A 26,455-nucleotide genomic window follows, 5' to 3' on the forward strand; every position below is an offset into this window, starting at 1 on the left:
TTGGGGTCTCTTGAAAACTCCGCGCAAGACCTGCGACCCCTCTGGAGACCCTTGTTCCCCTCGGTATGGGGCCCCCCCCCCCCCCTTTTTTCCCCCCCCCCCCCCCCCCCACCCCCCCCCCCCACTCCCAAATTGCACTGCCTCAGAGGGAAATGTGCAGCTCACCGCCGCCGTGCGAGGTCTCCGCACCGGCGTGCAGGTCAAGGCCGAGGCCCTGGTGCCCGAGGTCGGAAACCGTCGAGACGGTGTCGTGCACCATGCCGACGCCAGCGTCGGTCCCGGTGTGCGCCTCGGTCGCGGCGTCGGAACGCTCGGCCTCGCCGTGCGAGATGAGCGAGTGCGCCTGCTGGGTCACGCCGTTCACCGCGTGGTTCAGCCCGTCGGCGCTGAGCGTGTTGCTCAGGCTGCCCACGTTCTGGGTCACGGTCCCGACAGCGTCGCTGACGTGCCCGGCGATCCCGCCGCCAGCCTCGGTCGCGTGAGCGGCGACCGGTGCCGCGGAGCTCGCGGCCGGCAGGTCGCCGACGTTGACCGGCGAAGCCGCCGCGAGCTCGCCGCCGACGTGCTGCACCTGCGAGACGGCACCGTCAGCCGCGGCGGCCGCCTGCCCGCTCGCCTGCGCGACGGCGCTGGAGTCCAGGCCGCTGGCCAGGTCGTTGCCCAGGGCGAGTGCACTGGTCGGGTTCTGCACAAGCGCGGTGACGGACGCGGCAGCGTTCTGCACATCGCCGAGACCCGGCACCGAAGGCAGCCCCGGAACGGCCGGGACAGCCGGAACCGACGGCAGCTCGCCAGCCGTCGGCAGCGCCGGAACGGCCGGAAGCGCGCTGGCGACGTCGCCGACACCAGGCAGGTCACCGACGCCCGGAAGGGCACCGGCACCCGGCAGCTCGCCAAGGCCGGGCAGATCGCCCACGCCCGGCACGGACGGCAGTTCGCCGAGACCCGGCAGCTCGCCAGCAGCGGGAAGCGCCGAAGCACCAGCCACATCGCTGACGACGGGCAGGTCACCGACGGCCGGCAGAGCACCCGCGCCCGGCAGCTCGCCAAGACCAGGCAGTTCACCCAAGCCCGGCACCGACGGCAACTCGCCGAGGCCCGGCAGCTCAGGCGTGCCCGCGGGCGCCGCCGCGCCGCCAGCCGGGACACCGAGCGAAGCGGTGAGTGCCTGCAGCTGCTCGATCGCGCCCTGCGGGCCGTCGCCGAGCGCAGTGGTCAGGTCGCCCGCCTGGGGCAGGTGGCCGAGCGAGGCCAGGTGGTCCACCGGGACGTAGTCGAGCACCAGCGGCGCGACCTCGTTCACGTCGGCGGCGCTGATGTCGCCCAGCCCGGCAGCGGCCAGCGCGGCCTGCGGGTCCTGGCCGAAAGCGGCGAGCGCGGACGGGTCTTGCAGCAAGCTGAGTGTGAAGTCGTGCAGAGTCTGCACCGAGTCCATGGGGGGATCTCCACTTGTCGTGATTACGGGGAATGCCCGGCCCTCCCCGGCCGGGCGTGGCGCCCAACGTAGGGACGGGGCACCCCCGCTCACATCGGGGTTTACACCCAGTCGCGCCTCGCTCAGCCGTTAGGGGGTCGATATGAGATCGTTAGGGAGTTAGGGGATCGGACACGCGGAACCCGGTTGGGTTAAATCCCACCCCACTCTTGCCCGTCTGACCCGAACGGGTGAGGATGCGTATCCGTTCAGTGAGTTACGCCCCTTGGCCGAACCCTGACTGCGACGAAGGGAGGAAGCGGCGGTGCCCTACGTGCTCGGCATCGACCTCGGCGCTGCCCGGACCCACGCCGCGCTCCGTCGCGGGCAAGGTGACCGGTGGGACGATCCCGAGCCGTTGTGGCTGGGCGAGACGTCGCCAGCGACCGCGACCGCACTCTTTCTCGACGACGAGGGTTACCTGCTCACCGGCGACGCGGCGGCCCAAGCCGGCGCTGCGGTGCCGTCCCGGCTGATCACCGGTTTCCACCGCCGCATCGGCGACGACGTGCCGGTATTCATTGGCAGCGAACCATTCACGCCGGAATCCCTGACCACAGTATTCATCGAAGGCGTCGCCGACGCCGCGGCCAGCCAGACCGGCGAACCGCCGCGCCAGCTCGTCGTCACCCACCCCGGTGACTGGGGCGGTTACCGACGCGAACTCCTGCGCCAGTCGCTGGCAGAGTCCGGCTTCACCGCGGTCACTCTCGTTCCCAGCGCGGTCGCCGCCCTCTATGCCCACCTTCCGGAGCCCGGTGCGGGCGACCGGACGGCCGCAGTGTGCGAGTTCGGCCCAGACGGCGTCACCGTTACTTTGGCGACAGCCTCGGGAGCCAGCGGCTGGATCGCCCGCACCAGCACTGAAGGCATCGCGCCGGCTTCTGCGGTCAAGACCGCTTTCGGCCTCGCGCAGGCGGCCCAGGTCGCCCCCGAATCCCTGGCCGGCGTCGTGTTCTGCGGCGAACCCGGACAGGGCAGTCTCCCCGGACGCTTGCCCTGCCCGTTTTTCACCGGCCCTCAACCCGCGGATACAGCAGCCATCGGGGCGGGGATCCTGGCCAGCCAGCGGACGAGGCCTCTCGCGCGAAGGGAAGCCCCCGCTCCCGAAACCACGTTGCTGCCGCGGGTCGACCGCGAACCCGAACTCCCGGAAAGACCCGAGCGGCCGCCGGTGGAAATCACTCCATTCACGCTGCCGGAGCCCGAGGGCGCTGCCAAACTGTTGCGTCGATGGCGACCCCTCGCCGCCGCGGCCGCAGTGCTGGCGATCAGTTCCTCGGTCCTGATCGCGGTCCTCACTTCACACGAAGCGACCGCTGGCAAGGAACCCGTCTCTCCCCGTCCCCCTGTCCTGAGCTCGTGCGCCCACCCAGCCACGGCTCCCTCCGGTGAAGGTCACTGTTGAACGCACTGCTGGCGAAAACCGGCAACGACGCCGTCCACCCCGCAGCCCGCCGCCTCCTTGAAGAACTCGCCGACACCCCCACGGCCCCCGTCCGGCTCGTGGTCGTCGCACCAGGCGGTTACGGCAAGACTGCTTTGCTGGGCGCCCTCGACCGCAGCTACCGCGAAGCGGGTGTCGAGGCAACCGTCATCGACGACGCGGACCAACTCGATGACGAAGACCTGACCCGGCTCACCATGCTCGCGTCCGCCAAAGAGGGACCGCTCGTGGTGGCCCATCGCCCGAACCCGCGCGCGCAAGCCTTGCGGACCCTCGGCGAAACGCTGCTGCTGCCGCCGCTGACCGTCGACGAAGTCGGCAAGCTCGCGAAACAACTCACCGGCCGCGCCACGGACGCCGCCGTGCTGCACGCCAGCACTGGCGGTGTCCCCCGCCTCGTAGAACGTGTCGTAACCGCCCGTCTCGCCGACTTCCGCGCTGAGCTGGCCGCACTCGACGACGACGTTCTCCGCTACCTCATCGCCGCCGAGGCCGGTGCTGCTCGCAACCTCGACCTGCTGTGCTCCTTGTTGGAGCGCACTCCAGACGAACTGCCTGAAGTCGTCGACGGTGCTCGCGCCACCGGCCTCCTCGACGCCGAGGACGTTCTCCTGCCTGCCGCCGCCGAAGCAGTGCGGGCTTACGGACCAACGGCCCGTCGCCTTGCGGTGCTGCAACAACTCGTGGAAGCACAGCTGACCCGCGGCCTGCCGGTACTGGACCTCGCGACGTCTCTGCTCGATGCCGGCAGCTCCGGTGCCTCCGCGGCAACCGCATTCGCAACCGCCGCGAACGAAGCACTTCCCACCGACCCAAAGCACGCCGCACGCCTCTTCGAAGCCGCGGCCGAAGCCGGTGCCCGCGACGCCGCGACCACGGCGGGTTGGGCCCGCGCCGCCGCACTGTCCGGGGATTTGGACACCGCCCTCCGCCTAGGCGACGGCATGCTGTCCGGCGAAGACCCTGAAGCACGAGCCGCCGGTGCCGAGATCGCCGCGACAGTCCTGGCTCACCGCGGTGAATTGGCTCGCACCGCCGAGCTGTACCGCTGGGCCGCAGCTACGGACAGCTGGTCTCGCCAACACACAGCCACTCCGGGATCCAACGCCGGTGGCCATAACTCCGCTCAAGCTGGCAACGAGAGCCGCACTTCCGCAGCAACGAGCCACTCAGACCACCCCACGCCAGCCGACCCCACCGCCTCCCAACCTTCCGCACTACCCCGCCACGCGAACGCTGCCGGGATCGCCATCGATGACGCCTCCGCGCCACCGACCGCATACGTATCCAACGGCAGTCCGTCATTCGCGACGCCATCGCAGCCCAATGGCGAAAGCTATCGCTGGGTAGGCCCTGGCGCGGTGGACGCGTTCGCCACGATCGCCCTCGTCGGAACTGGCCAGACCACCGACGGCCAATCTGTCGCCACTGTCCCGATGCCGGGAGCCGCGCCGACGTTGTTCACCGGTGCCGCAGCGCGAACAGCGAGTGGGATCGTGGAATCGGTGCACGGGTGCGGGACGGAAGCGTTGCCGACCCTCGTAGGCGCCGCAGCAATGCTCGAACCGGCGGTCGGCGGCGCACCACTTCCGGACAGCCCGGCGGCGCTCGCCGCACTCGCGGGTCTGCACGCAGGTGAGCTGGCGCTCGCAGAATCAGTACTGGAGCGAGCATTAGCCAGCAGCGTCGGCGGCGACCTCCTTGCCACCCGGCACCGACTTCTGCTCGGCTGGGTCGCGATGACCGGCGGCCATCTCGCCGCCGCGACTGAGCATCGCGACGCCGTCGCCAGCACCAAGCTCGAAGCCCGCGACGAATTGTTCTTCGCGACGCTAGAACTCGGCCTCGCCCGGCGGGCAAGCGATCTGGTCGGGCTGCAACAGTCGTGGGAGCGGGCGTACCAGGCGTCCATGCGTCAGCAAGTGGACTTGTTCACGCTGTTGCCGTTGGGCGAGCTGGCAATCGCAGCCGCCCGTACCGGTGCGCACGCCAAGCTGTCCCGCCGGCTAGAACGCGCTCACGCCATGCTCGACCGTCTCGGCAACCCTCCTTTGTGGACGGTCTCGCTATGCTGGCATGAACTCCACGCCGCGATTACCACGGAAGATCGCGCTACCGCAGAACAGCAACTGGCAGCGCTGAACCGCTTCGCAGACTGCGGCCGCTATCCAGCTGCACTCGCCCGTGCCGCTGGATGTTGGTTTGAAGTGCTCAGCGGCACGTTCGACCCAGGCGAAATCTCCGCAGCTGCCGCAGAACTTCACGAGCTGGACTTGTGCTGGGACGCTGCTCGACTGGCGGGCCAAGCCGCGATTCGCACCTCAGACCGCAAGGCGATGGTCCAACTCCTCGAAGCAGCTCGGCAGTTCCAAGGCACGACGGGACGTCTCGAGTCCGCCACCCCGACACCAGGCGCGGCGACCGGTTTGAGCGCACTGAGCGAACGCGAACTGGAGGTCGCCCGGCTAGTGGTCGACGGCCTGACTTACAAACAAGCTGGCAGCAAACTTTTCATCTCCGGCAAGACTGTCGAACACCACATGGCCCGCATCCGCGGCAAACTCGGTGCCGCAGACCGTCGCGAACTGCTCGCGACCCTGCGCGAGCTACTCGCCAAACCGACCGTGCACTGACCTTTGGACGGCCTCAGTCCCGGCTGGGGCCAAAACGCTCGGTCCGGATCGAGTGCGGCGAGTGTCCTAGCGCGAGCATGATGTCCGCGGCGGTTTCCACGAACCCGGTCGGCCCGCAGATGTATGTGGTGGCACCGAAGTCGGCCGGCCACGCGGCGGTGTTCAATGTGGCGACGTCGATGCGCCGCGGAATGCCGGATTGCCCTTCCGGGAGTTCCCGCGTGTAGACGTAAGTGACGTCCAAGCCTGGGTATGGCTGACGCAGTTCCTCGGCGTAGTAAAGCTCCGCTGGGGTACGCAGCGAATAGACCAGCCGGAACAGCGCCTTGCTGCCAGCTTCGCATCGAGCCCGGATCATCGCCATCAGCGGGACGATGCCTGCACCGCCAGCGACAAGCAGCACCGGAGCCGAATCGGTGGGACGCCACACGAACCAGCCGCCGATCGGGCCGCGGATTTCGACAGGGTCACCGATGGCGTAAGGGCCGGTGAGGTGTTCGGACACTTCGCCGTCGGCTACCCGTTGGACAGTCAGCTCGATCCGGTCTCCGTTCGCCGGCGCAGCGAGGGAGTAGCTGCGTTGCGCCGTGTAGCCATCGGCTGCGGTGAGGCGAACGTCCACATGCTGTCCCGCGAGATGGCCTGGCCACCCTGGGATGTCGAAGACGAGGGTGCGCGCGGTCGGTGTCTCCTGCCTAATTTCGGCAAGCCGGGCGACACGCCACGCTAGTCGCCCTGATACCGCTGTTCCCGCCATGGATCTCCGTAATCGTGGTAGCCAGCCGCTTCCCAGAAGCCCGGATCGTCCTTCGTGGCGAGTCGCAGTTCTCGGACCCACTTCGCGGACTTCCAGAAGTAAAGGTGCGGCACCAGCAGCCGAGCGGGGCCGCCGTGTTCCGGGGAGAGCGGCTTGCCGCCGTACTCGTAGGCGATCCAGGCTTGTCCACTGAGGAGGTCCGCGAGCGGAAGATTAGTGGTGTAGCCGCCGTAGGAGTGCGCCATGACGTAATCAGCGGCCGTATCGAGATCACCGACGAGCGTGTCCACTGACACGCCCCGCCAATGAGTGTCCAATTTGGACCATTGAGTGACGCAATGGATGTCGACAGTGATCTTTTCGCTCGGCAGCGCCATCAGCTCCGGCCACGACCAGGAGCGACGTTCGCCGCTCTCGGTCACCACCGCGAACTCCCACCGCTCGGTGCTCACCCGGGGAGTTGGCCCGGCCGAGAGAACGGGGAAGTCTTCGGCGAGGTACTGCCCTGGCGGCAGCCGTGGGTTGGAACCGCGGGCGCGTCCGGTGAAGCCTGGTGTGACGACTCCCATCGCGCTCCCTCCGGACGTACCCGACAGCCAGTCCCTCAGAAAGCGAGACTACCCGCGCACCTGCAACCCGAGCGACGTGACGAGCACCGCCGCCTGTTCCGGGGACACGATCGCGCCGGTCAGCGACGCGCGAGTCAGGTCCAGCGAGGACAGATCGCTTCCCCGCAGCTCAGCGCGGGTGAGGTCGATGTCCTGCAGCTCCGACCCGGACAGATCCACGTCGGTGAACACTGCTCCGGAACACTTCGCCTTGGCGAGGTCGGCTTCTCGCATCCGGACGCCCTGGAACGTGACTCCACGCAGGTCGGTGCCGTTCAAGCCGACGAAAGACCAGTCTCCGCCGGTCACCCGCAACGGCCGCAGGTCGCAGTCCTGGAATCGGCTGCCGACCAGCTTGCATCCGGTGAACTCGGCATCGAACAGGTTGCATCCTTTGAACACGCATCCGGTGAACGCCGAGTCGGTGTGCCGGGAAGCGTTGAACTGGACGTTTCCGAACACACAGTCCAGGAAGGCGACACCGCGCGTGACCGCCTCGGTGAGATCGACCTGATGGAACTCACAGCGCACGAATCGACGTGCTGTGAACTCTTCCGCATACCAGTCTTCTCGCCGGTAGACGCGGTCCTCGACTGTCTCGATCCCAGAGGGCTCCTGGTCTTGTTCAGACATTCGCCAAGCCTAGTTCGCTGCGCGGCCGATGGGGTGCGGCCATGACGTCAAGCGTCTCGTCGGCACGGGATTCTGGCTGGTGGCGGCCAGAATCATCGGGGCTGCAGCATCCGCTGTGACGCCCGTTAGTCAGGCGACTTGCGTGGTCGTCCTCTTCCTCTCCGTTACGCGGCCCATGCCACAGCGGGCAGCGGTCAGCTCGGGACCGCCATACGATGACCGGATGAGCGAAGGCCGATGGTTCGATACCTGGGTGCCCTGGCCCGAACTGTCGGGCCTCGCCGCCGCGGGCCGGGCACTGCTGCCCGCAGTGCCCGCGACCCCGGCCGCGCTCGCTCGAACTGTCACCGAGCAACTGGTGGGCCGCCGCCTCAAGACGACGGTGCAAGGCCACGAAGTCGGCCTGACTCTCACCGAACTCGATTACCCGGCGGACTCGCTTCGGCTGGCCACCGGCCGGGTGGGAGACGTCCGACTTGTCGCGGAAGATGTCGACTGGCCCGTTCCGAACAGCCCGGCGGGCCCCGTTCAGCGCGGCGCTGGCAGCCTTGCCGGCTCTGCCGGCTCGTCTCGAAATGGAGCGGCCGCAGCAGCGCCGAACGCGCGTGGCGGAACGAAGGACCCGACCAACGCGGACGCGGTCGACATGCCGGCGACGAAGGGCACTCGGCCTCACGTCGGCCAAACGAGCACGACGGACGGCTCGCCGGACGTGGCTGGCCTTGCGCCTGGTCGCATCGCACAGTCCGCCGACGACCGAACTGACGCACGCCTGTCCGGTCCACGAGAGAACACGGCATCGTCGGATTTTGTTCAGGCGCAACGTAATCGCCGAATCGTGGAAGACGAATCAGGTGCTGGAGCGCGGAACCCCAGCTCGGGACCTGACGCAGCAAACGCGGGACAGTACGAAGCTGAACCATCGACTTCTCGACGCGATTCCGGACGCTCGACCACCGGTCGCGAAGCCGACCCGGCAACTCGGACAGTTGTCGAGTCGCCTGCGCAACCAGGCGTCGACCGCATTCCGCTGCGGCGCGTAACCGTGCTCGCCAAGGACGTACGGCTTCGAGGATTGCCTTCGCCAGCGGTGATTCCCGGATCTGTCGAACTTGAGATAGAAATGAGCGGAACCGTGGTGCGAGAACGGGTTGCCGCGGCACGTCCGGATCTGATCGCGACGCCGCATGCGGAAGGCTTTCGGGTGCGCTGGCGGAAGCGTCCGCACTGGGGGCACTTGACTCTCGTCGCAGACATCGAAGACGAAGCAATAGTGCTGACCCCGACCGCGCTCCATCTCGGGCGGTGGACAAGGCGTCCGCCGAAGCGGATCCGGCCGATCGTGCTTCCTCTCCCGGAGCTGCCGAAAGGCTTGCGCCTGACCGGAATCCGGCCGGACGAAGACGAGCTCGCGCTGACGATCGCAGCCGACGAATGGCCTGGACGGCTCGCCCGGATTCCGTTGCCGGACATGCTGACCTGGCTGACGACAGCGGCAATGACACTGACACTTCCCGGATTCGGATCACGGTCCCTCCCCTGAACCGGCGGCGGCGCCCACCGGGCCCCCTCTGGGCCCGAGCAATGGACGCGACGCTGCCGTGATCCAGAGTGCTCGAACATCTGTTCCCAATCATCACCCGATCGGGCATAGATCGAAAACCGTTGGCGCACAAGGGAAACTCGAAAACGCCCCGAAATCCTGTCGGCGCGGTGGGCTAACCTCGGAATCGAGCCGCCAATTCGCTCCGAGGGGATACCACTGATGACCGCCGCCGCAGAGCTACTCCGAAGAACCCGAAGATCCGGGCCACGTGCCGGTTCGCCGCGGCCAAGTGCGCATTCAGAGCGACGCTTGTTCCTCCACCGGAAGGCAGACCTCGAAACGGGTGTCACCCGGTTCCGAAGTCACCTTGATGTCGCCCGAGTGTCGTTCCACGACGATCCGCCACGAGATGTCCAGGCCGAGCCCGGTGCCCTCACCGACGCCCTTGGTGGTGAAGAACGGCTCGAAGATGCGCTGGCGCACCTCCTCCGGGATCCCCGGACCGGTGTCGCCGATCTCAACGCGCACCTGCTTGCCGACCTGCCACGTGCGCAGGGTCAGCGTTCCCTCGCCGCCCATGGCGCCGACCGCGTTGTCGATGATGTTGGTCCACACCTGGTTCAGTTCGGCGGCGTAGGCAGGGACCCGGTCGATCGAGCAGTCGTATTCCTTGACCACGCGGATTCCCTCGCCGAGCTTGCCCGACATCATCACCAGCGTGGAGTCGAGTCCTTCATGGACGTCGATGAACTGGTGCGGCGCGCGATCCATTTGCGAGTACTGTTTAGCCGCGCCCACGAGCGTGGAAACCCGGCTGGTCGAGTCTTCGATCTCGCCCATCAGCATCTCGGTTTCGAGTGCGTACGCGAGCCAGCGGATCGCACCGTCGAGCAGCCCTTCGCCCACCGACTCGAGAACGTGGTCGAGGTTTTTCGGGGTGAGCCCAGCCGCGACGAAGATGCTGGCGAGGTCCCAGCCCTGGTCGATGCCGTGGTCGTCGAACCAATCGCCGATCTCGTCCTCGCGATCGGCCTGCTGCATCGCGGAGAGCTTGGGCGCGTCGCCGACCTGTTTCACCAACCGTTCCTGGACGTCGAGGAGCAGCTCAAGCAGGTCCGGATCGATGTCCTTCTTCGCCAGGATCGCCAGCTTGTGCCGCATGCCGGCGACTCGCTCGCGCAGCGCGGCAGTCGCCCGTACCGCGGCCGCGGCCGGGTTGTTGAGTTCGTGCATAAGCCCAGCGGACAGCTCGCCGAGAGCGACGAGCCGGCGCCGCGACGACACCAGTGCGTCGGTGTTGCGCCAGCCGAGGTACATCCCCTCCAGCAGGTGCGCCGCCATCGGGAACCACTGCCGGAATTCGACGGCGAACTCCGCCGCGGGAAGCGTGAGAAAAGTCAGGTCGCTGACCGCGTAGATCGTCGCGCCGTAGGTGGCTTCGCTGTCCTGGTAAGCCAGGAATTGCGTTGCGCCGCAATAGGAACCACGCTGGTCGGATCGCTTCATCTCGACCTCGGCACCGGCCACCACACGGGTCATCCGCAGCGCGCCGTTGAGCAGGACGTAGAAGCAGGTCGCCGGGTCGCCTTCGCGGATCACAACGGAGTCGGCCTTGAACTCCTCGCGTACCGCGTTCTGCTCGATCCAATCGAGCTGCGCGTCAGAGAGATGCTCGAACAGAAACAGGCTGCGCAGTTCCTCGCGCGGCAAGGCGGGCTGAGTCACTGTTCCTCCAAGTAACGGTGGACCAGGGTCACGGCCATGGCGCCCTCGCCGACGGCGGACGCCACGCGTTTCACCGACTGCGAGCGCACGTCTCCGGCCACGAACACGCCGGGAATCGACGACTCCAGGTAATGCGGATCGCGATCCAGCGGCCATCCCGGCGGCCTGCGTCCGTCTTCGACGAGGTCTGGGCCGGTCCGGACGAATCCGTGGGCGTCCCGGAGGACGCCCTTCCCCAGCCACTCCGTGCGCGGAGCGGCTCCGATGAAGATGAAGAGGTGTTCCGTGTCCAGTTTCTCGGTCACGCCGTCTTTGCAGACCGTGATGGACTCGAGGTGATCGTCCCCATGCGCTTTGACCACCGTGGTGTGCGTGCGGACGTGGACGTTCTCGATGGCAGCGATCTGCTCGATGAGGTAGTGCGACATGGACGACTCCAGCGACGCGCCGCGCACCAGCAGCGTCACGTCGGTGGCGTGCTTGGAGAAGAAGACCGCCGCCTGTCCCGCGGAGTTCGCGCCGCCGACGATGTACACGTGGTCGTTCGAGCACTCCGGCGCTTCCGTCGCGGCGGAGCCGTAGTAGACGCCGCGGCCGGTCAGCTGCTCGATTCCTTCAGCTTCCAGCGCTCGGTAATTGACGCCGCTCGAAAGGATCACGGAGTGCGCGGCGATCTCGGATCCGTCGCCGAAGGTCACGACGCGGCTCGACCCGCGCGCTTCCAGGCCCACGACATCGCGAGCCGTGAGCACTTCGGCGCCAAACTTCTGCGCCTGGCGGCGGGCTCGATCCGTGAGCTGTGCGCCGGACACTCCGTCCGGGAAGCCCAGGTAGTTCTCGATCCGCGAGCTGGTTCCGGCTTGGCCGCCGGTGGCCTTGCGCTCGACCAGGACGGTCCGAAGCCCCTCGGAAGCGCCGTACACCGCGGCACCGAGACCGGCCGGACCGCCGCCGATCACCACCAGGTCGTAAAAGTCCTGCGCGGGCTGTGTGGAAAGGCCCACCGCGTCGGCGATCTCGCTTCCCGTTGGCTGTTTCAGCACCGTGCCGTCCGGCGTCACGACGACCGGGATGTCGGTCTCGCACGCGCCAGCGGCTTGAAGGATGCGGCCCGCCTCTTCGTCGTCGACCGAGTACCAGCGGTACGGGACGGCGTTGCGGGCGAGGAAGTCGCGCATCCGGAACGACGGTGCCGAGTACCGGTGCCCGATCAGCTTCGTCTCTTCCACCGGACGGTCGCCGACCGCGAGCCAGGTCTCGACGAGAGAGTCGATGACCGGGTACAGCTTCTCCTCGGGCGGGTCCCATGGCTTGAGCAGGTAGTGGTCGACGTCGACCACGTTGATCGCCTGGATCGCGGCGTCGGTGTCGGCGTAAGCCGTCAGCAGCGCGCGCCGGGCGTTGGGGAAGAGGTCCATCGCCTTCTCCAGGAAGACGATGCCGTCCATGTGCGGCATGCGGTAGTCGGCGAGGATGGCCGCGACGGCGTCGCCGCGCAGCTTGATCTCGCGAAGCGCGTCGAGGGCGTCGGCCCCCGAATCGGCACGGATGACGCGATAGTCCTTGCCGTAGCGGCGACGCAGGTCGCGCGCCACCGACCGCGAAACGGCGGGGTCGTCGTCGACGGTCATCAGGATCGGCTGGCTCACACGGCACAGCCTACGGTGTCCCGCCGGCTGTCGTGGCAAGCAACAGAACGAGGGACCGGTGCCCGCCGCGGCCGCCACCGCGGCGGGCACCGGTTGTTCAGGTGGTGGCTACGGATAGCGCACCAAGTTCACCGGTTTCGTGTCCTCTGGGGTGGTTGCGCCGACGTCGTTGACCACGTGAGTGATCGTTCCCTGGTGGTTGAGCGAAACCGTCACCATGTTCCGCAGCCGTACGTCCCGCGCGGCTGGGGCGGCGAAGGCGTGCGAACAGGTCACCGACGGGTTGATGTTGAAGAAGCAGTAGCTGCCCAAGCCCCAGGCTTCGTGGCTCGTCACGTCCGGGGCGACCTGGTAGGCGGCATAGCCCGCGCTCTCGCCATTCATCCAGGCTGCCTGGTCGGGGACGTCATAGGGCATCTCGTTCTGGAAGAAGTAGGTACGCCCGCGGTTTCCGTTCCAGGTCACCTGGGTCTTCTGGAAGTGCTCGACGAACAATCCGTAGACCGTCACATCGTCGCCGTTCACCACCAGGCCGGTGTCGGCGGTGTTGGAACCCCAGCCGACGTGGCTGTCGTCGGGCCCGTGGTCGGCTCGCCAGAGCCACAGGTGGTCGCCGATCACGTCGTTGCTGTTGACGACGAGGCTCGTGCGCGCTTTGCCCGCGGCGGCACCGCCGACGCGGAAGAAGACATCGTGCAGAGACGTCGGGTTCGCCGAATGGTCAGCGTTCGCTTCGGGATCGCCGATCCGCATGAGCGTGGCCGACGAGGTCGTCCCGGCGTCGATCAGAAGGCCGGCGATCTTCACCCCGTCCACGTCGTCAACATCGATCGCGGTGATCCCGCCGTCTGGTACCAGGGTCGCGATGCCAAGACCGAGGACCACGGTGTCCGAGTGGGTGACGCGGAGCGGTTGATCGAGGTGGTAGACGCCTGGGGTGATCAGCAGGTTTTTACCCGCCGCCAGTGCTGCGTTCATCTCGGCCGCGGTAGCGCCGGGCTTCGCGACGAAGAACTGGTCGATCGGCAGCGAAGCCCCTGGCGCGCTGTCGTGCTCCCAGGTGACCCCGGAGGTGTTGGATCGCAGCGCGGGCACGAACACCCGGTAGTGCCCACGCTCGTCGACCTGGAGGCACGGCTTCTCGCGGACGACCGGGGTCTGGTCGATCGTCGTGTACGGCGGGTCTGGGAAGGTGCCGGCGGGTGCGCCGTCCACTCCGACGAACACCATGTTCCAAGTGGACCCGGTCCAGCTGCCGAAGTGCGAATCGCGCGAGATCCATTGTTGCTGCGACCCGGAAAGGACTTGGCCGTCGATCTTCGTATCCGAGATCCAGCCCCCGCTCGACCAGCCGCCGCCGTGGTCGAGTCGGAGGTCGCCGCGGACGTGCATGCGCCGGTAGGGGCTCGCCTGCGAAACCGCCCATTGATCCGCGCCCCCGACGGGGTTCACTGACAGGTTTTCCGCGCCGCGCCAGAAGTTCTGGGTCGCGTTGTTCGGGGGAAACCAGTCTGCCTCTACGTGCACCGCGCCGTTGATCGTCACGGCGTCGGGTGTGCTGCCCAGGCCGAGGATTTGGGTATAGAAGCCGACGTTCACGTCGTTGGAGTACGTGCCCGGCTTAAACAGGACTGCGTAGCGCTGACTGCCGAACTGGTTCTTCTCCTGTTCCGCGAAGATCGCGTCCAGCTTGTGCTGGATGCTCGCGCTCGGCATCGACGGATCGAAAACGACGACGTTCGGCCCCAGGTCCACTTGTCCCGGCGGCGGAGAAGTAGTGCCACCCACAGAGGTCAGTGTGAACGACTGGATGGAGGCAGCCTGATGGCCGTGCGGTTGCGACGTCGTGCGACCAGCAGCTAGCCCGGCCGGGCATGGACTGCGGTCTTGGCCAGAGTCAAGATCGACACCCGCCGGGACCGGATGCGCAGGCCATTGCGGGTCAGGCTCGATGGACGGCAGTCGCGGCGGGACCGCGGCAACGTGGGTTTCCGAGGCGTTCTTGTCCTTTGCCGAGAGAACGCTGGCGAGGTGGGTGGTCGTCTCTGCATCGCCTTCGTGGGTGAGGTGAAGGTGCCGATCGTGCGCGTTTGTTCTGGTACGGGTGTACAAGCGGGCCAAGGAGGCGGTGCTGGCGAGCAGCGGAGTAGCGAGTCGCTGGGCAGCCACCGTGGTGACATGGCCGGGCCGCGCTTCGGTGTCCGTTTCACGATGAGAGACGAGGGGCAGCCCAGGGAAGCGACCGGCCCAGGTCGACGGCATCAGAGCCGCATCAGCCACTCTCCGTGATCCGGTGCTCATTAGCCACCTCCTTGCCGGGACGGGACCATCAGGGCGACCTCAGCCGCGAGGGGGCCCGCTGGCGGGGCAGAGGCGGCTCGACGTCGCGACTGTCGAGGAATGTAACCGCGGACACACTGACACTCAACGCAAACCCGAAGAAAAGTCAGGAAGGGCAGGCGACCTGCACAAACACACCCGGAGCGAATGGATGCGATACCGGGTTGGCCAGCTTGACGCGGCTTCCGAACAGGACCGCGGCACATAACCGACCCCCCGCCGAAGCCGCTCAAGGCGGGGTGTACTGTATGTCCATACGAGACGCGGAGTTCACCTCCGCTTCGGGGCTATGGCGCAGCTGGTAGCGCACCTCACTGGCAGTGAGGGGGTCAGGGGTTCGAGTCCCCTTAGCTCCACCGCGACGAAAGCCGCCCTGTTGGGTCTCATGATCCAGCAGGGCGGTTTTTTGTGCCGCCAAACCTTGAGTTTCGCAGCGCCGGACTCCAGCTATCGTTCAGTAGCGGGAGCAACGCTGGAGCAGTCCCTGACCTCATTTCGGACCGGGCGCAGGTTCTGCTCCAGAGCGTTTCACCGATCGAGTGATTGCTGTGACGGTCTTTCTGCACGACAAGCTGATGATCGGGTCCTGCTGACCTGCGAAACGACCGTCTTGTTGTCGCTGATCTTTCAGCCCAGCGACGTCGGGCGGCCCGAGGCGTCCTTGCTGATGGCGGTCAAGGCGGCACTGTTGGCGTAGGTCACCTTCCCCGACGGCTCGCCCGCATTGTCGTAAGTCGTGGCGGCGAGCGCGCTGTTCTCGAGCTTCGTGGTCAGTGACCGGCCCACGTCGTCGTAGGCGTCGACAGTGGTTTGCACGGCGTCGGCCGCAGCGGCCGAGACCCTCATTGGATTTTCAAAGCCCGATCCCGCGTTCGGCAACGAGACCCGGCACTGTTGTCCTGCTCGCACGAGCGGTGCGGTCCGCTAGGAAAGACTCCCGCGTCTGTCCCGACGCGCCGCGGTCGCGGTGGCACACGCAACTGACCATCGGCGTTGGCCCCCGACACGATGTCATCGCTGTCACGCGCTGGACCTGCAGCTCGCGCGGAATCGCAGTGAGCACCTTTTCCGCGCGGTTCCAGCGTTGTGACAGCCTCCACCCGCGAGAATACGAGTCAGAGCCACTGCATGCGCCAACCGAAGCCGGTCAATCAGATCGTACGAACTCCCGGCCAGGGCAGATGTAGTCGTTGGCGTTGCCGCCTTCGACGGGGTCTGCAGACAGGAACCGTCCGAAGGTGGTGATGGGCGGGCACCGTCAGGGCGGGATTCCGCCTTGGGCCGAGGCTTCTCGCTCCGGGTGTCGTTCCCGGAGCAACCGGCCGGGATCGACAGGGATCCTGGCGTCGATGTCAGTTGCGCCAGTGCCCGCCCGTCTGCGTCTTGCTGGCGTGTTGTCGTCGCCGAACTCGCATGGGCGGAACGCACTGCGGCGACAGGCGCGTGGACGCAGTCCTTCCCATGCCACAGCGTGCGAAGTCGCGGTGCGCTTGGCCACCTCGCTACGACGGTGCCAAGACTATGTGCGTCGATTGCAGGTCACCAGTGGCAAACACGGTGCCTCCGCCGAGGAACTGCACCGTCTCATCGGGCCGCGGAGCGAGCGGACGCGAGTACTGCGCGAAGGCGGCACGATAAGGGCCGACGGCTGCGGAAGATCCCAGGTTGCGACTTCGACATGGCGGCATGGGCGCAGTGCTTGGCTTGCGCAACGGTTCACATTGCATAACACGAAGGCTGACGTTTCGGGTGGCGCGCTGGCCTACGTCGTTTTCCAGAACAACGTCGAGTCGTGGTTGGACCCGCGTGAACCGGGTAGTCGGCCGCCAACCGCCGCCGCGGCGGGGCGGCAAGCTTTGGCAGCCGGTCAGACAGCGCGCCGACGTCAGCGAGCGGGGTGGGAAGCGCGTTCACGTGGACTTCGGTCATTCCCCCGCTTTCAGGCAGTACACAACTGAGAAAGGCGAGCTACATGACGGGAGCTCAGTACGACGTAGTGGTCATTGGAGCCGGGCCGGGCGGGTTGAGCACTGCGACGGTACTGGGGCGGTCTCGACGCCGGGCGTTGCTGGTCGACGGCGGCGCGGGTCGCAACTCTTCGGCCGTCGGCGTGCACGGCATGCTCGCTGCTGAGGGAATGGCCCCGGATGCGGTTCGGTTGGTCGGCATGAAGCAATTGGCGGAATACTCCGACGTCGAAGTGTGCAGTGGGCAGGTTCGGGAAGTCGGCGGTCGGCAAGACCAGTTTTCGGTCGAGTTCGACGACGGCCGAACTGTGGGTGCTCGCCGGGTCGTGCTGGCAACCGGCGTGAAGGAGGACCTGCCGGACATTCCGGGTGTTGCCGAGCGATGGGGCCGGGGCGTTATGGGGTGTCCGTACTGCCATGCCTGGGAGATGCGGGATCAGCCGTTGGCGGTTCTGGCCACCGGCGGCGGTGCTGACGCGCTGTTCGCCGCGCAGCTGACGCAGTGGAGCACCGAAATCACCCTGTGCACCAACGGAATTTCTGACATTGGCGACGAGGACGTACTCCGTGCGCGCGGCGTGTCAGTGCGGACGGAAAGGGTCTGCCGGCTGGAGGGGTGTGACGGCGGCGTGGAGCAGGTGGTCTTCCAGGAGGGGCTTCCGTTGCGGTGTGCGGGCGTGTTCCTGCACGCCACGACGCGCCAGGCGAGCGCGTTACCTGAGCAGTTGGGATGCGTCATGTTGGACGACGACAGTGTTCGCGTGGACGACGCCGGACGGACCAGCGTGCCGGGTATCTATGCGGTGGGCGACTTGGCTCGCCGGGAGTCGAGCCCTTCCGGGATGACTTTCGTCGTCTCGGCCGCGGCCATGGGCTTCGTTGCTGCTACGACGATTAACCAGGAACTGTTCCTCGGGTCCCTCGATTGAGCGCCGTGGGCGCACCTCGACGGTATCGGAGCCGATTGACCACGCCGCAGTCCGCGAGCTTGATTGGAGCCAGGCAGCAACGAGCTCCTGAGAGACCGATCCCGGCGGACTGCCCTTCCGCGCCCACCCCGCCTCCCTGCTGATTTCCCGTTCACCGGGGTTATCGGTGTGGCAATGAGTGTCTGGGACTGTGCATCTCATCATCGGCGAGATGGCCGGGCCGGTCGTTGGGCGGTTCGAAGCGGTTCGAAGGACGCCCTGCTCGGTGAGGCGTTTCGCGAGGCTGGCGGCGGTGGTCGTCGGTACGGCCGACGAAGTGTGAGTGCGGCGGGTTTCGACCAGAGCGAGCATGAGATCGGAAACGGGGCTGGGCCGGATGAGCGGTTGTCGGCCGAGTCATGGGCGGACATTGCCGTGTGCGCGAGTGATGTGGTCGACGGTGGGGCTGGTGCTCGGGGCCGGGGTCTGGCCGTAGAGCAGGATCCAGCAGACCGGTGCCGCGGTCGGGTGCGGCGATGGTGCCGTCGTCCAGGAGGCACCGGGCGACGCCCCAGCGGGGGTGGTCCCGACGATGATCGCACTGATTTGAAGGATCGTGGGTTTCCCTGCGAGCGGGAGTGGTCCCGCGTACGGCACAGCCGGGCGGGCGCACCCGTCGAGCTTGCCGAACGGCATCTCGGGCTCGGAGTTGCGCGATCGGCAAGGCTCGGACAACCCGTGGATCCGACTGGGGACCGGTGCGATCGAGTGCGTCGGGAAGCTAGTTGGGGCGGACGTCGGGCACGGCGAGCCGGAGCAGCCTGGCGACCGGGGTTGGAGGGGCGCGCGAAGTCAACCCCGCGGAGTGCAAGGCAGCTTCACCACAGCGCGATGGCAGTCGCCATGTGAACTGCGGCCACGACGGAGCTGCCTGCGATCATGCCTCGTTCCCGGCGGAACACGCCGATGACGAGGTCGGCCACCTGCGCGACTGCAGCCGCGATCAGGAGCAGCGCGCAGGCTGGTCCAGGCCAGACGAACGGCACGACCGCGGCCGCACCGCCGAGTGGTAGCGCTCTGACGGCGTACATCGTCGCGTAGAACTTTTCGCCGTTCGTCGGCGTCTCGCTGCGGCTCAACGCGGCTGGTCGTACGGCCGCCACCACGGCGAAGGCGACACTCGCGATCGCGACCACGGCGTTCGCCGCTGACAAGGCGATCATCGCACCTCCATCCGTCAACTGTTCATCTATTGAACTGTTGACGGATAGTACAGTCAAGAAGTGAATTCCGAGAGCGGCCGCCCGTTGCACGAGTCCTCGGCTTTCAAGCTCATGGTGCTCGGCACCGACCTGGCCAACGATTTCGCTGAGCACTTCCGGGCAGCCGGGCTGACGCCGAAGCATCTCGGGATGCTCGCCATGGTTGAGCAGGGGCTTGCCCGGACTCAGGACGACATCGCGAGGCTCATGCGGGTGAGTCCGAGTCTCGTCGTCCGGATGGCGGATCACCTGGAGCAGGGCGGTCTCCTTGATCGGCAGCGTGATCCGGAGAATCGGCGCAGGCACATTCTCTCCGTCACCGCGGAAGGGAAATCCGTGCTTGGCGAGGCTGCTTCGCTGGCGGCGGCGGTCGACAGCGAACTCGACCCGCGACTCGGTCGCCAGCTGGACAGGGTGCTCGCGCATTTGATGCATAAGCTCATCGAGAGCCGTCAGCGGGCGAAGTGAGATTCACCTGGCTGGTGCGGAGATTCTGCGGATCGCCGCGTCCCCGGCTACGGTCGCAATCATGCGCGTACTGGTCGCCGGAGCTTCTGGGTTCGTCGGCAGCCGGTTGTGCCCGGCGCTGGAAGAGGCTGGGCACGAGGTGCTCGCCATGACTCGGCAGCCTGACGATTACCGCGGGGCTGGGGAGCCGGTTCGCGGTGATGTCGCTGACTTTCGGTCGTTGCGGGAGGCGTTCAAGAACGTCGAGGCTGCCTACTACCTCGTGCATTCTTTGGATAGCGCCGACTTCAAGCGGCGCGATGCCAACGCGGCCCGCGCGTTCGCTCGTGCTGCGGCGGAGGCGGGGGTGCGCCGGATCGTCTACCTCGGCGGGCTCGGGGACGACGCTGACTCGTTGTCGGAGCATCTGGCCAGCAGGCGGGAGGTCGAACGGCTGCTGGCGGAGACGGGCGTTCCGGTAACCGTGCTGCGGGCGGGGATTGTCATCGGGCACGGCGGCACGTCGTGGGAGCTGACTCGCCAGCTCGTCGAGCATCTGCCCGCGATGATCACCCCGCGCTGGGTCGGTACGCGCACTCAGCCGATCGCGCTGGCGGACGTCGTCCGTTACCTCGTCGCTGTGCTGGAGCATCCGGAGACCGAGGGCCGGACGTTCGACATCGGCGGCCCGGAAGTGCTGACCTACCGGGACATGCTGCAGCGTGTGGCGGAGATCGAGGGCAGGCTGCTGGTGATCGTGCCGGTTCCGATGCTCACGCCTCGGCTGTCGTCTTACTGGCTTTCGCTGGTGACCGACATCGACGCCACGACCGGACGCGCGTTGATCGACTCGATGGGCAACGAGGTGGTCGTCCGCGACGACGCGATTCGCCGGATTGTCGAATTCGAGCCGATGGGGTACGACGACGCTGTGCTGCAGGCGCTGGGGGAACGAGCGAAACGGCGGCAGGCCAGGTGAAGGCGTTCCTGACGACGGTGACCGCGGCGGGGTCGGGGCTGCTGGGCGCGTCGCTGGCCAGCAAGCCGGGGTCGCGGCGGTTTCATGTGCTGACTGCGTCGGTCGCGGCGACCTGGTTCGCTGGAGCGCGAGTGGCTGGGTCGGCGCCTCGGGGGCGTCCGGACGTCGTGCAGCCGGTGTTGGTCGGCGCGGGCGCGTTCGGGGTGTTTTACGGCTGCGCGCTGGTTGCTCGCCGCATTCCGTTGCTGCGTCGCGCGATCACGGGGGTGCTCGGCCATGCCCACCATGGTTCGACGCCGACTGTGGTGACGACAGCGCTCGTTACGGGTGCGGCTGAAGAGGTTTTCTTCCGCGGTGCGCTTTACGACGCGTTCGGCGCGGGAGGTTCGACCGTGCGCTACGTGCTGTCGACGACGGCTACGCGAAATCCGGCCTTGGTGCTGGCGTCCGCGGTCATGGGGACGCTGTTCACGCTGCAACGTCGTTGGGGCGGCGGCGTGCAGGCACCGGTGCTGACGCACGTGACTTGGTCTGCCTTGATGATTGCCTTCCTGCCTCGCCTCTTCCCGCCTCAGGAGCCCAGCACCGCCGAGTTCAACCGCGGCGGGGTAGGTCCGTAGGCGTTGGCGCGGGCGGCGCGGGCGCGGGCGCCGGGAATGCCGGTGAGCAAGCGCAGGAGCCGATACGGCGGAGCGGCGGGACGGCCGCGCTCCCGGGCGCGGGCGGCGCGTTGTTCGAGCCGGACTTGCTGTGCTTGAACCTGCTGGATCGCGGGTTCGCGGTCGGCTTGGATCCGTGCGAGAGCGCTGTCGGACAAGTCCCGCACGAGGTGATTGGCCGCGGCGACGGCGTCCTGGACTGCCATGAGGATTCCGTTGCCGCCGACTGGCGAGATGACGTGCGCGGCGTCGCCGATGAGCAGCAGGCCCGGCCGCCACCAGCGCTCCACCCGGGAGATGTCGACCGACAGCAGGGTCGTCTGGCCGAAATCGGTCAGCAGGTCGGCGCGATCGGCCAGCCACGGCACGTGGTCGGCGAGGAAGGTCCGGATTGGACCGACGCCGCGCTCGCGAGCCTCGGCGTAGCCGCCCTTGGGCAGGCTGTACCCGACCTGCCAGCCGTTGGTTCCGGCGAGCAGGCCGACGTAGTGGTGCCGTCCGAAGAAGAGGTCGACGTCGGCGTCCGGCGGGTCGTCGGGACGGTGCGGCAGGCGGAACCACAGCAGGTCGGTGGTGGCTCCGAGAGATCTCGCGGGAGCGTCTGCCAGGCGGCGGATCCGGGAGAACCGGCCGTCCGCGCCGACTACCAGCGCGGCGGGCAGGTCGTGGGTTCCGGCTTCGTCGCGGTAGCGGACTCCGTTGACCCGGCCGTCGCTGTCGCGGTTCAGGTCCACGACCTTCGCTCCGGTCCGGACGCTCGCGCTGGGCAGGGCGGCGGTTTCGGTGGCGAGGAAATCGAGGAAGTGCGCTTGTGGCATCAAGGCGACGTAGTTGTGCGGCGAGGCGAGCTTGCCGTAGTCCGCGGTGGTGATTGACCCGGCGGGAGTGTGGAAGCGGAAGAAGCGGGCTTTGTGGTGCGGCAGGGTGAGCAGGCGCTCGGCCAGGCCGAGGGTGTCGAGCAGTTCGAGGGTGTAGGGGTGCAGGGAATCGCCGCGGAAGTCGCGGTCGAAGTCCTGGTGCGATTCCAGCAGCGTGACCGGGATTCCGGCTCGGCCGAGCAGGTAGGCGAGCACCATTCCGCCGGGTCCGCCGCCGACGATGACCACGGGTGGCTTCATGCCGAGTCCGTTCCCGGCACGAGACGGAACACCGCGAGCGCGTCCACGTGGTCGGCGATCTCGGCCTCCGACGCGTCGGGGCTGACCGGGAAAGCGGCTAGTGCCCACGGAGTTTGCACTGCGGCCAGGTAAGCCGAGATCACCGGAACGGCCTCGGTGCCGTCCACAGCGACCGCGTGGACGCGTTCGTTGGCCTCGCCTGCGCGGACGCGACAGGCCGGGTTCGCGCGGAGGTTGTGCACCCAGTCACGGGTGGCGTCCGGCGACACCAGGTAGCGGTCGCCGCGCAGCAGGAGAACGCCGAGCGGCGTTTGCCGGGTTTGGCCGCTGCGGCGTCCGGTCGTTTCGAGTACGCGCAGCCCGTAGCCGCCCTCGGCCAGTGGCCCCGGTTCGGTGTCGAGCAGCTTGCGCACCATCTCGGCGTTGACCCGCACTAATTCGCTAGATTTTCTAGCCATGCCCGATACTGTACCTCGTCGCTAGAAGTTCTAGCTACTATGCGGGCGTGGCGGACAAGCAAGCGGCGCGGGACCTCTCCCTGGCGGTGCGGCGGCTGCTGCAAGCGGGCCGGGGCATGCAGGCCGCACTGGCGCGCAAACTTTCGCTGCGGGTGACCGACGTGCAGGCCCTCGACCACGTGGTCTCCAGCTCCGAGCCGATCGGTCCGGGTGAGCTGGGCTCCCGGCTCGGCATCACCTCGGCGTCCGCGACGGTGCTGGTCGACCGGCTCGCCGCCGCGGGGCACCTGTCCCGCCACGCCGATCCGGCCGACCGGCGGCGCCTCCACCTGGAGGCCACCGAGCACGCCCGCGCGGACGTCCGAACCGCACTGGAACCGCTGCTCGCCGAGATCGAAGCCATCACCGACCGGCTCGAACCGGAGCACGTCCCGGTCGTCCTGTCCTTCCTGGACGACGTCGCGGCGGCGATGCGCAACTACGACCGGCGGGCCTGAGCCGGCTGTTCGCCCCGCTTCCTCGTCAGCAGCGTCCACCCGATGAGCCCGGCGAACGCGACGACCATCAACGCCTGCGACCAGGCAGCCGCCGTGTCGAACGGCAGCGTGTAGACGCCCACGATGCGAAGCACCGAGTCAGCGATCAAGCCGATGCCCCACACCAGCGAGATCTGGTACCAGCGCCGGCGCAGCGTGGCGTCGTTCGCACTGGCCTCGAATTCACGCAGGTGGTCGCCGCCCGCCGACTGCGCGAAGCGTCGTGCCGCGTAGTACGACAGAGGCCGGTTGAGCACGCAGCTGCCGACCAAAGCCACGCCAGCGCAGAAGGTGGTGACCGATTCCTTCGCCAGCAGCAGGCGGGGGTCCCCGGTGAGGAAGCTCAGCCCGAGCCCTAGGCCGAAAAGCAGCATGAGAAACGACGAGAACAAATCGAGCCGCCGCTGCGCGATCGCGATCCAGGCCGTCCGCAGTCCCGCGACGCCCGTGCCCACCAGAAGCGACACGTAGGCGCTCGCGCCGAGCAGGTTGGCCGTGTAGTAGGCGACGACGGGCAGGCCGACGTCCAGGAACATCGTGGTGATCATCCTGCGGGCGAAGATAGACATGCCGTACTCCCCGATTGTGGCTTGGCTCATGGGATTCGCGGAGAAACGCTACGGCCGCCGCCCGCTGAGGTCTTGCGTCTCCGGAGGTATCCCGGGTGGAGAAAACCAGGCCCGGGTGGAGGGATTTCTCCACCCGCGGATACCCCTCGCACCGCACGACTTCGCCGCCGTTCCGCCGTAGTTTTCTCGGCATCGGAACGACTTCGAAAGGCAGGAACAACCCATGAGCGGACCCGTGGAGATCGTCCTGATCGTGGCGGCGGTCGGCTACCTGATGGTGCGGCGGATGATCGGCGAACCCGCGCAGGCCAAGCAGATGCTCATCCTGCCCGCGGTGCTGTCCGTCGTCGGCCTCAGCACGCTGTCGGGCGAGGTGAAAACCCCGGCCTCGCTGGTTTTCCTCGCCGGGACCGCGGCGATCAGCGTCGTCCTCGGCATCCTGCGCGGAGCGACGGTGCGGATTTCCCGGCGCGACGGCGTCGCCTTCGTCCGCTACACCGGGGTGACCGTCGGGCTGTGGGTGGCGAACATCGTGGTCAAGGTCGGCGTGAACCTCGCGCTCGAAGCGTTCGACCCGCGGGACGCGGGCGGGGTCGGCAACAGCCTGCTGTTCACCCTCGGCGTCGGCATCCTCGCCGAAGGACTGGTCGTGCTTTACCGCGCGCTGCGCGCCGGGCACCAGGTCATGTGGGCCCAGGGCAAGGACGGCGCGCCCGCGCAGAGCTCGCCGCTGCTGGACAACCTCCAGCGCAATCTCAGCAGCCGTCCGGCCGAGTGGAACACTCAGTCCTCGCACGACGCCGGGCCGACGAGGAGGAACCTGATCCGATGAGGACCCTGGAGCGGGCCCCCGCCCTTCTCGGGCAGTACCGGGACGAGCTGATCCAGCCCGCCCTCGTCCTCACCTCGATCGCCTGCACCGCGGTTCAGTGGCCGGACGCGCAAATCGCGTACCGGCCATTGGCCTTGCCGTTGTTCATTCTCACCTCGATCGTCGCGCTCGTCTCGCTGCTGCCCTGGTCGCGACTGGGCGGAAAATGGCAAATCGCCGTGATGGCCGCTTACATGACGTTCGGCGCGGTGCTCATGCCGCTGGCGCACTCGACGTTCGCGCCGATGTTCCCGTTCGTCGCCGCGTCCGCGTCCGGGATCAAGCTCGCGTCCCGCCGGGCCGCGGTGACCATCGCGGGAGCCGGGGCCGTCATCGCGGCCGGGGCGACCTGGGTGGTCAGCCAGCTGTCGCCGGACCTCGTGCAGTGGCCGGTGTGGCTGACGCTGACGGTGCCCCTGCCGGTCGCTCTCGGCATCTCGCACCGCGACCGGCTCGACTCCATCCGCAACGCGCACCTCGCCGCCGAAGCGGCCCAGCGCGCCCGTGAGTCCGAGGCCCGCGAGGCCGCGCTCGTCGAACGAGGACGGATCGCGCGCGAGATTCACGACGTACTCGGTCATTCACTCTCGGGGATCGCACTGCAACTGGACATGGCCGACGCCTTGCGCGACAGCGGCCGCGACGACGAAGCAGCCGCCGCGGTGCGCAAAGCACGCGCCATCGCTGTCGACTCGATCAGCGAGACCCGCCGGGCGGTGCACGCGCTGCGCGAGGACACCTTGCCGCTGTCTGAGACGTTGTGCCAGCTCGCCGAGCAGGCCTCGGCGGAGTTCTCGGTCGAAGGCGAGGCCGGGACGGTCGGCCCGGAGACCACGCACACCATGGTCCGGGCGGCGCAGGAGGCGATGACGAACGCGGCCAAGTACGCGCCGGGCGCGACCCGCGCCCTCCGGCTGGCCTTCACCGCCGATCGTGTCACGCTGACCGTGCACAACGGGCCCGCGACCGAACCCCTCCGCGCCGAACTGGCCGGCGGCTCCGGGGTCGGGCTCGTCGGCATGCGCGAACGAGCCGCCCTGCTCGGCGGCACCCTGCGAGCAGGCCCGGCCGACGGCGGCTGGACCGTGGAACTGGAGCTGCCCCGATGACCGACCGTCCGATCAGCCTCGTTGTCGTCGACGACCAGGCGACTGTCCGCGAAGCGCTCGCGGTCATGCTCGACCTCGCCCAGGACGTCGACGTCGTCGCGACCGCGACCAACGGAGCCGAAGCCGTCGAGGCGGTGCGGCAGCACAGCCCGGACGTCGTGCTCATGGACCTCAACATGCCGGTGCTGGACGGGGTCGCCGCGACCGGGCGCATCCGCGAAACCCAGCCGGACACCACGGTTCTCGTGCTCACCACGTTCGACGACGACGAATCGATCCTCGCCGCGCTGCAGGCGGGTGCGAGCGGCTACCTGACCAAAGAGGCCGACCGCACCACGATCCTGCACGCCGTGCGCACCGCGGCGCAGGGCCAGACCGTGCTCTCGCCCGAGGTGCAGCGGCGCTTGCTCTCGCTGGCCGCCAAACCGGCCCCGCCCGCGGAACCGGATCTCGCGCTGACCGCGCGCGAACGGGAAATCCTCGGCCTGATCGGCGACGGCCTGCGCAATCCGGAAATCGCGGCGAAACTGGTCATCAGCGAGGCCACGGTGAAAACCCACATCAACAACCTTTTCGCCAAGGCCGGTTTCCACTCGCGTGCCGACGCGGTCCGCTACGCGCTCAACCATCAGAACGGGAAACGCCAGCAATAACTTCAGCGGGCAAAGATTCCTCGCGATTTCCGCGATGACGCATCGATGCCGCATCCGCGACGCCGCGACCGGGCAGCATGGTTCGCGAGGCGCACCATCCGAGGTGC

At 67.7% G+C, this 26,455-nt stretch carries 23 protein-coding genes and 1 tRNA gene; 12 read left to right on the forward strand and 12 right to left on the reverse strand.

Annotated features, from left to right (window positions below; genetic code table 11):
* Window positions 1-142: 142 nt before the first annotated feature.
* The gene (locus ACZ63D_RS34350; protein WP_465358489.1) at window positions 143-1,435 is read right to left on the reverse strand and encodes an IniB N-terminal domain-containing protein; all 1,293 of its coding nucleotides are present in this window, start codon (window positions 1,433-1,435) and stop codon (window positions 143-145) included.
* Between the two features lie 304 nt (window positions 1,436-1,739).
* Here ACZ63D_RS34350 and ACZ63D_RS34355 point away from each other — a divergent pair, with 304 nt between their 5' ends.
* Both ACZ63D_RS34355 and ACZ63D_RS34360 read left to right on the forward strand, forming a co-directional pair.
* A complete protein-coding gene (locus tag ACZ63D_RS34355) occupies window positions 1,740-2,882 on the forward strand; it encodes an Hsp70 family protein (RefSeq protein WP_465358490.1) in 1,143 nt (380 codons plus the stop codon).
* Entirely contained in the window at window positions 2,879-5,554 is a 2,676-nt protein-coding gene (locus tag ACZ63D_RS34360; protein ID WP_465358491.1) for a helix-turn-helix transcriptional regulator, read from the forward strand. The genes ACZ63D_RS34355 and ACZ63D_RS34360 overlap by 4 nt, the downstream gene beginning before the upstream one ends.
* A 13-nt stretch (window positions 5,555-5,567) precedes the next feature.
* Here the strand turns inward: ACZ63D_RS34360 and ACZ63D_RS34365 are convergent, their stop codons facing one another.
* From ACZ63D_RS34365 to ACZ63D_RS34375, 3 genes are read right to left on the reverse strand one after another with little or no spacing between them, the layout of a single operon-like run.
* Window positions 5,568-6,311, reverse strand: coding sequence for a ferredoxin reductase (locus tag ACZ63D_RS34365; protein WP_465358492.1), 744 nt, complete (start codon window positions 6,309-6,311; stop codon window positions 5,568-5,570).
* The gene (locus ACZ63D_RS34370; RefSeq protein WP_465358493.1) at window positions 6,281-6,880 is read right to left on the reverse strand and encodes a sulfite oxidase-like oxidoreductase; all 600 of its coding nucleotides are present in this window, start codon (window positions 6,878-6,880) and stop codon (window positions 6,281-6,283) included. Before ACZ63D_RS34370 ends, ACZ63D_RS34365 begins: the two co-directional genes overlap by 31 nt.
* A 48-nt stretch (window positions 6,881-6,928) precedes the next feature.
* Window positions 6,929-7,552, reverse strand: a complete 624-nt coding sequence (locus ACZ63D_RS34375) for a pentapeptide repeat-containing protein (RefSeq protein ID WP_465358494.1) — start codon at window positions 7,550-7,552, stop codon at window positions 6,929-6,931.
* Window positions 7,553-7,775: 223 nt separating this feature from the next.
* Here ACZ63D_RS34375 and ACZ63D_RS34380 point away from each other — a divergent pair, with 223 nt between their 5' ends.
* Window positions 7,776-9,095 (forward strand): hypothetical protein, encoded by a 1,320-nt coding sequence (locus ACZ63D_RS34380; protein ID WP_465358495.1) that lies wholly within the window; start codon window positions 7,776-7,778, stop codon window positions 9,093-9,095.
* A 300-nt stretch (window positions 9,096-9,395) separates the two neighbouring features.
* Here ACZ63D_RS34380 and ACZ63D_RS34385 read toward each other — a convergent pair whose 3' ends face one another.
* From ACZ63D_RS34385 to ACZ63D_RS34395, 3 genes are all read right to left on the reverse strand, one after another.
* Window positions 9,396-10,823: an ATP-binding protein gene (locus tag ACZ63D_RS34385; RefSeq protein WP_465358496.1), complete on the reverse strand. Its 1,428-nt coding sequence runs from the start codon at window positions 10,821-10,823 to the stop codon at window positions 9,396-9,398.
* Window positions 10,820-12,472, reverse strand: a complete 1,653-nt coding sequence (locus ACZ63D_RS34390; protein ID WP_465358497.1) for an NAD(P)/FAD-dependent oxidoreductase — start codon at window positions 12,470-12,472, stop codon at window positions 10,820-10,822. Before ACZ63D_RS34390 ends, ACZ63D_RS34385 begins: the two co-directional genes overlap by 4 nt.
* A 108-nt stretch (window positions 12,473-12,580) precedes the next feature.
* A complete protein-coding gene (locus ACZ63D_RS34395) occupies window positions 12,581-14,188 on the reverse strand; it encodes a coagulation factor 5/8 type domain-containing protein (RefSeq protein ID WP_465358758.1) in 1,608 nt (535 codons plus the stop codon).
* 907 nt (window positions 14,189-15,095) lie between these two features.
* Between ACZ63D_RS34395 and ACZ63D_RS34400 the strand changes: the two genes are divergently transcribed.
* Window positions 15,096-15,168, forward strand: a tRNA-Ala gene (locus ACZ63D_RS34400).
* Window positions 15,169-15,439: 271 nt separating this feature from the next.
* Here the strand turns inward: ACZ63D_RS34400 and ACZ63D_RS34405 are convergent.
* Window positions 15,440-15,658, reverse strand: coding sequence for a hypothetical protein (locus tag ACZ63D_RS34405; protein WP_465358498.1), 219 nt, complete (start codon window positions 15,656-15,658; stop codon window positions 15,440-15,442).
* Window positions 15,659-16,784: 1,126 nt separating this feature from the next.
* On the opposite strand from ACZ63D_RS34405, the gene ACZ63D_RS34410 reads away from it, so the two are divergent.
* On the forward strand, window positions 16,785-17,708 hold the full coding sequence (locus tag ACZ63D_RS34410) for an NAD(P)/FAD-dependent oxidoreductase (RefSeq protein ID WP_465358499.1): 924 nt from the start codon (window positions 16,785-16,787) through the stop codon (window positions 17,706-17,708).
* Window positions 17,709-18,565: 857 nt separating this feature from the next.
* Here ACZ63D_RS34410 and ACZ63D_RS34415 read toward each other — a convergent pair.
* On the reverse strand, window positions 18,566-18,910 hold the full coding sequence (locus tag ACZ63D_RS34415) for a hypothetical protein (RefSeq protein ID WP_465358500.1): 345 nt from the start codon (window positions 18,908-18,910) through the stop codon (window positions 18,566-18,568).
* A gap of 60 nt (window positions 18,911-18,970) precedes the next feature.
* Between ACZ63D_RS34415 and ACZ63D_RS34420 the strand changes: the two genes are divergently transcribed.
* From ACZ63D_RS34420 to ACZ63D_RS34430, 3 genes are all read left to right on the forward strand, one after another.
* The gene (locus ACZ63D_RS34420) at window positions 18,971-19,417 is read left to right on the forward strand and encodes a MarR family winged helix-turn-helix transcriptional regulator (RefSeq protein WP_465358501.1); all 447 of its coding nucleotides are present in this window, start codon (window positions 18,971-18,973) and stop codon (window positions 19,415-19,417) included.
* 61 nt (window positions 19,418-19,478) lie between these two features.
* Window positions 19,479-20,375 (forward strand): NAD(P)H-binding protein, encoded by an 897-nt coding sequence (locus ACZ63D_RS34425; RefSeq protein ID WP_465358502.1) that lies wholly within the window; start codon window positions 19,479-19,481, stop codon window positions 20,373-20,375.
* On the forward strand, window positions 20,372-20,995 hold the full coding sequence (locus ACZ63D_RS34430) for a lysostaphin resistance A-like protein (protein WP_465358503.1): 624 nt from the start codon (window positions 20,372-20,374) through the stop codon (window positions 20,993-20,995). Before ACZ63D_RS34425 ends, ACZ63D_RS34430 begins: the two co-directional genes overlap by 4 nt.
* Here the strand turns inward: ACZ63D_RS34430 and ACZ63D_RS34435 are convergent.
* On the reverse strand, window positions 20,947-22,152 hold the full coding sequence (locus ACZ63D_RS34435; RefSeq protein ID WP_465358504.1) for an FAD-dependent oxidoreductase: 1,206 nt from the start codon (window positions 22,150-22,152) through the stop codon (window positions 20,947-20,949). The genes ACZ63D_RS34430 and ACZ63D_RS34435 overlap by 49 nt on opposite strands.
* Window positions 22,149-22,610 (reverse strand): nitroreductase family deazaflavin-dependent oxidoreductase, encoded by a 462-nt coding sequence (locus ACZ63D_RS34440; protein WP_465358505.1) that lies wholly within the window; start codon window positions 22,608-22,610, stop codon window positions 22,149-22,151. Before ACZ63D_RS34440 ends, ACZ63D_RS34435 begins: the two co-directional genes overlap by 4 nt.
* A gap of 47 nt (window positions 22,611-22,657) precedes the next feature.
* Here ACZ63D_RS34440 and ACZ63D_RS34445 point away from each other — a divergent pair, with 47 nt between their 5' ends.
* The gene (locus ACZ63D_RS34445; RefSeq protein ID WP_465358506.1) at window positions 22,658-23,107 is read left to right on the forward strand and encodes a MarR family winged helix-turn-helix transcriptional regulator; all 450 of its coding nucleotides are present in this window, start codon (window positions 22,658-22,660) and stop codon (window positions 23,105-23,107) included.
* Here ACZ63D_RS34445 and ACZ63D_RS34450 read toward each other — a convergent pair.
* Window positions 23,089-23,715, reverse strand: a complete 627-nt coding sequence (locus ACZ63D_RS34450; RefSeq protein ID WP_465358507.1) for a VC0807 family protein — start codon at window positions 23,713-23,715, stop codon at window positions 23,089-23,091. The two genes, ACZ63D_RS34445 and ACZ63D_RS34450, sit on opposite strands and share 19 nt — an antisense overlap.
* A 223-nt stretch (window positions 23,716-23,938) precedes the next feature.
* Between ACZ63D_RS34450 and ACZ63D_RS34455 the strand changes: the two genes are divergently transcribed.
* Genes ACZ63D_RS34455 through ACZ63D_RS34465 form a run of 3 tightly spaced genes read left to right on the forward strand, consistent with a single transcriptional unit; the run spans window position 23,939 to window position 26,348 of the window.
* Window positions 23,939-24,547: a DUF1453 domain-containing protein gene (locus ACZ63D_RS34455; protein WP_465358508.1), complete on the forward strand. Its 609-nt coding sequence runs from the start codon at window positions 23,939-23,941 to the stop codon at window positions 24,545-24,547.
* Window positions 24,544-25,695 (forward strand): sensor histidine kinase, encoded by a 1,152-nt coding sequence (locus ACZ63D_RS34460; protein ID WP_465358509.1) that lies wholly within the window; start codon window positions 24,544-24,546, stop codon window positions 25,693-25,695. The genes ACZ63D_RS34455 and ACZ63D_RS34460 overlap by 4 nt, the downstream gene beginning before the upstream one ends.
* Window positions 25,692-26,348, forward strand: a complete 657-nt coding sequence (locus ACZ63D_RS34465) for a response regulator (RefSeq protein WP_465358510.1) — start codon at window positions 25,692-25,694, stop codon at window positions 26,346-26,348. Before ACZ63D_RS34460 ends, ACZ63D_RS34465 begins: the two co-directional genes overlap by 4 nt.
* Window positions 26,349-26,455: the final 107 nt, after the last annotated feature.

The organism is Amycolatopsis sp. NPDC104775 (genome assembly GCF_055583325.1).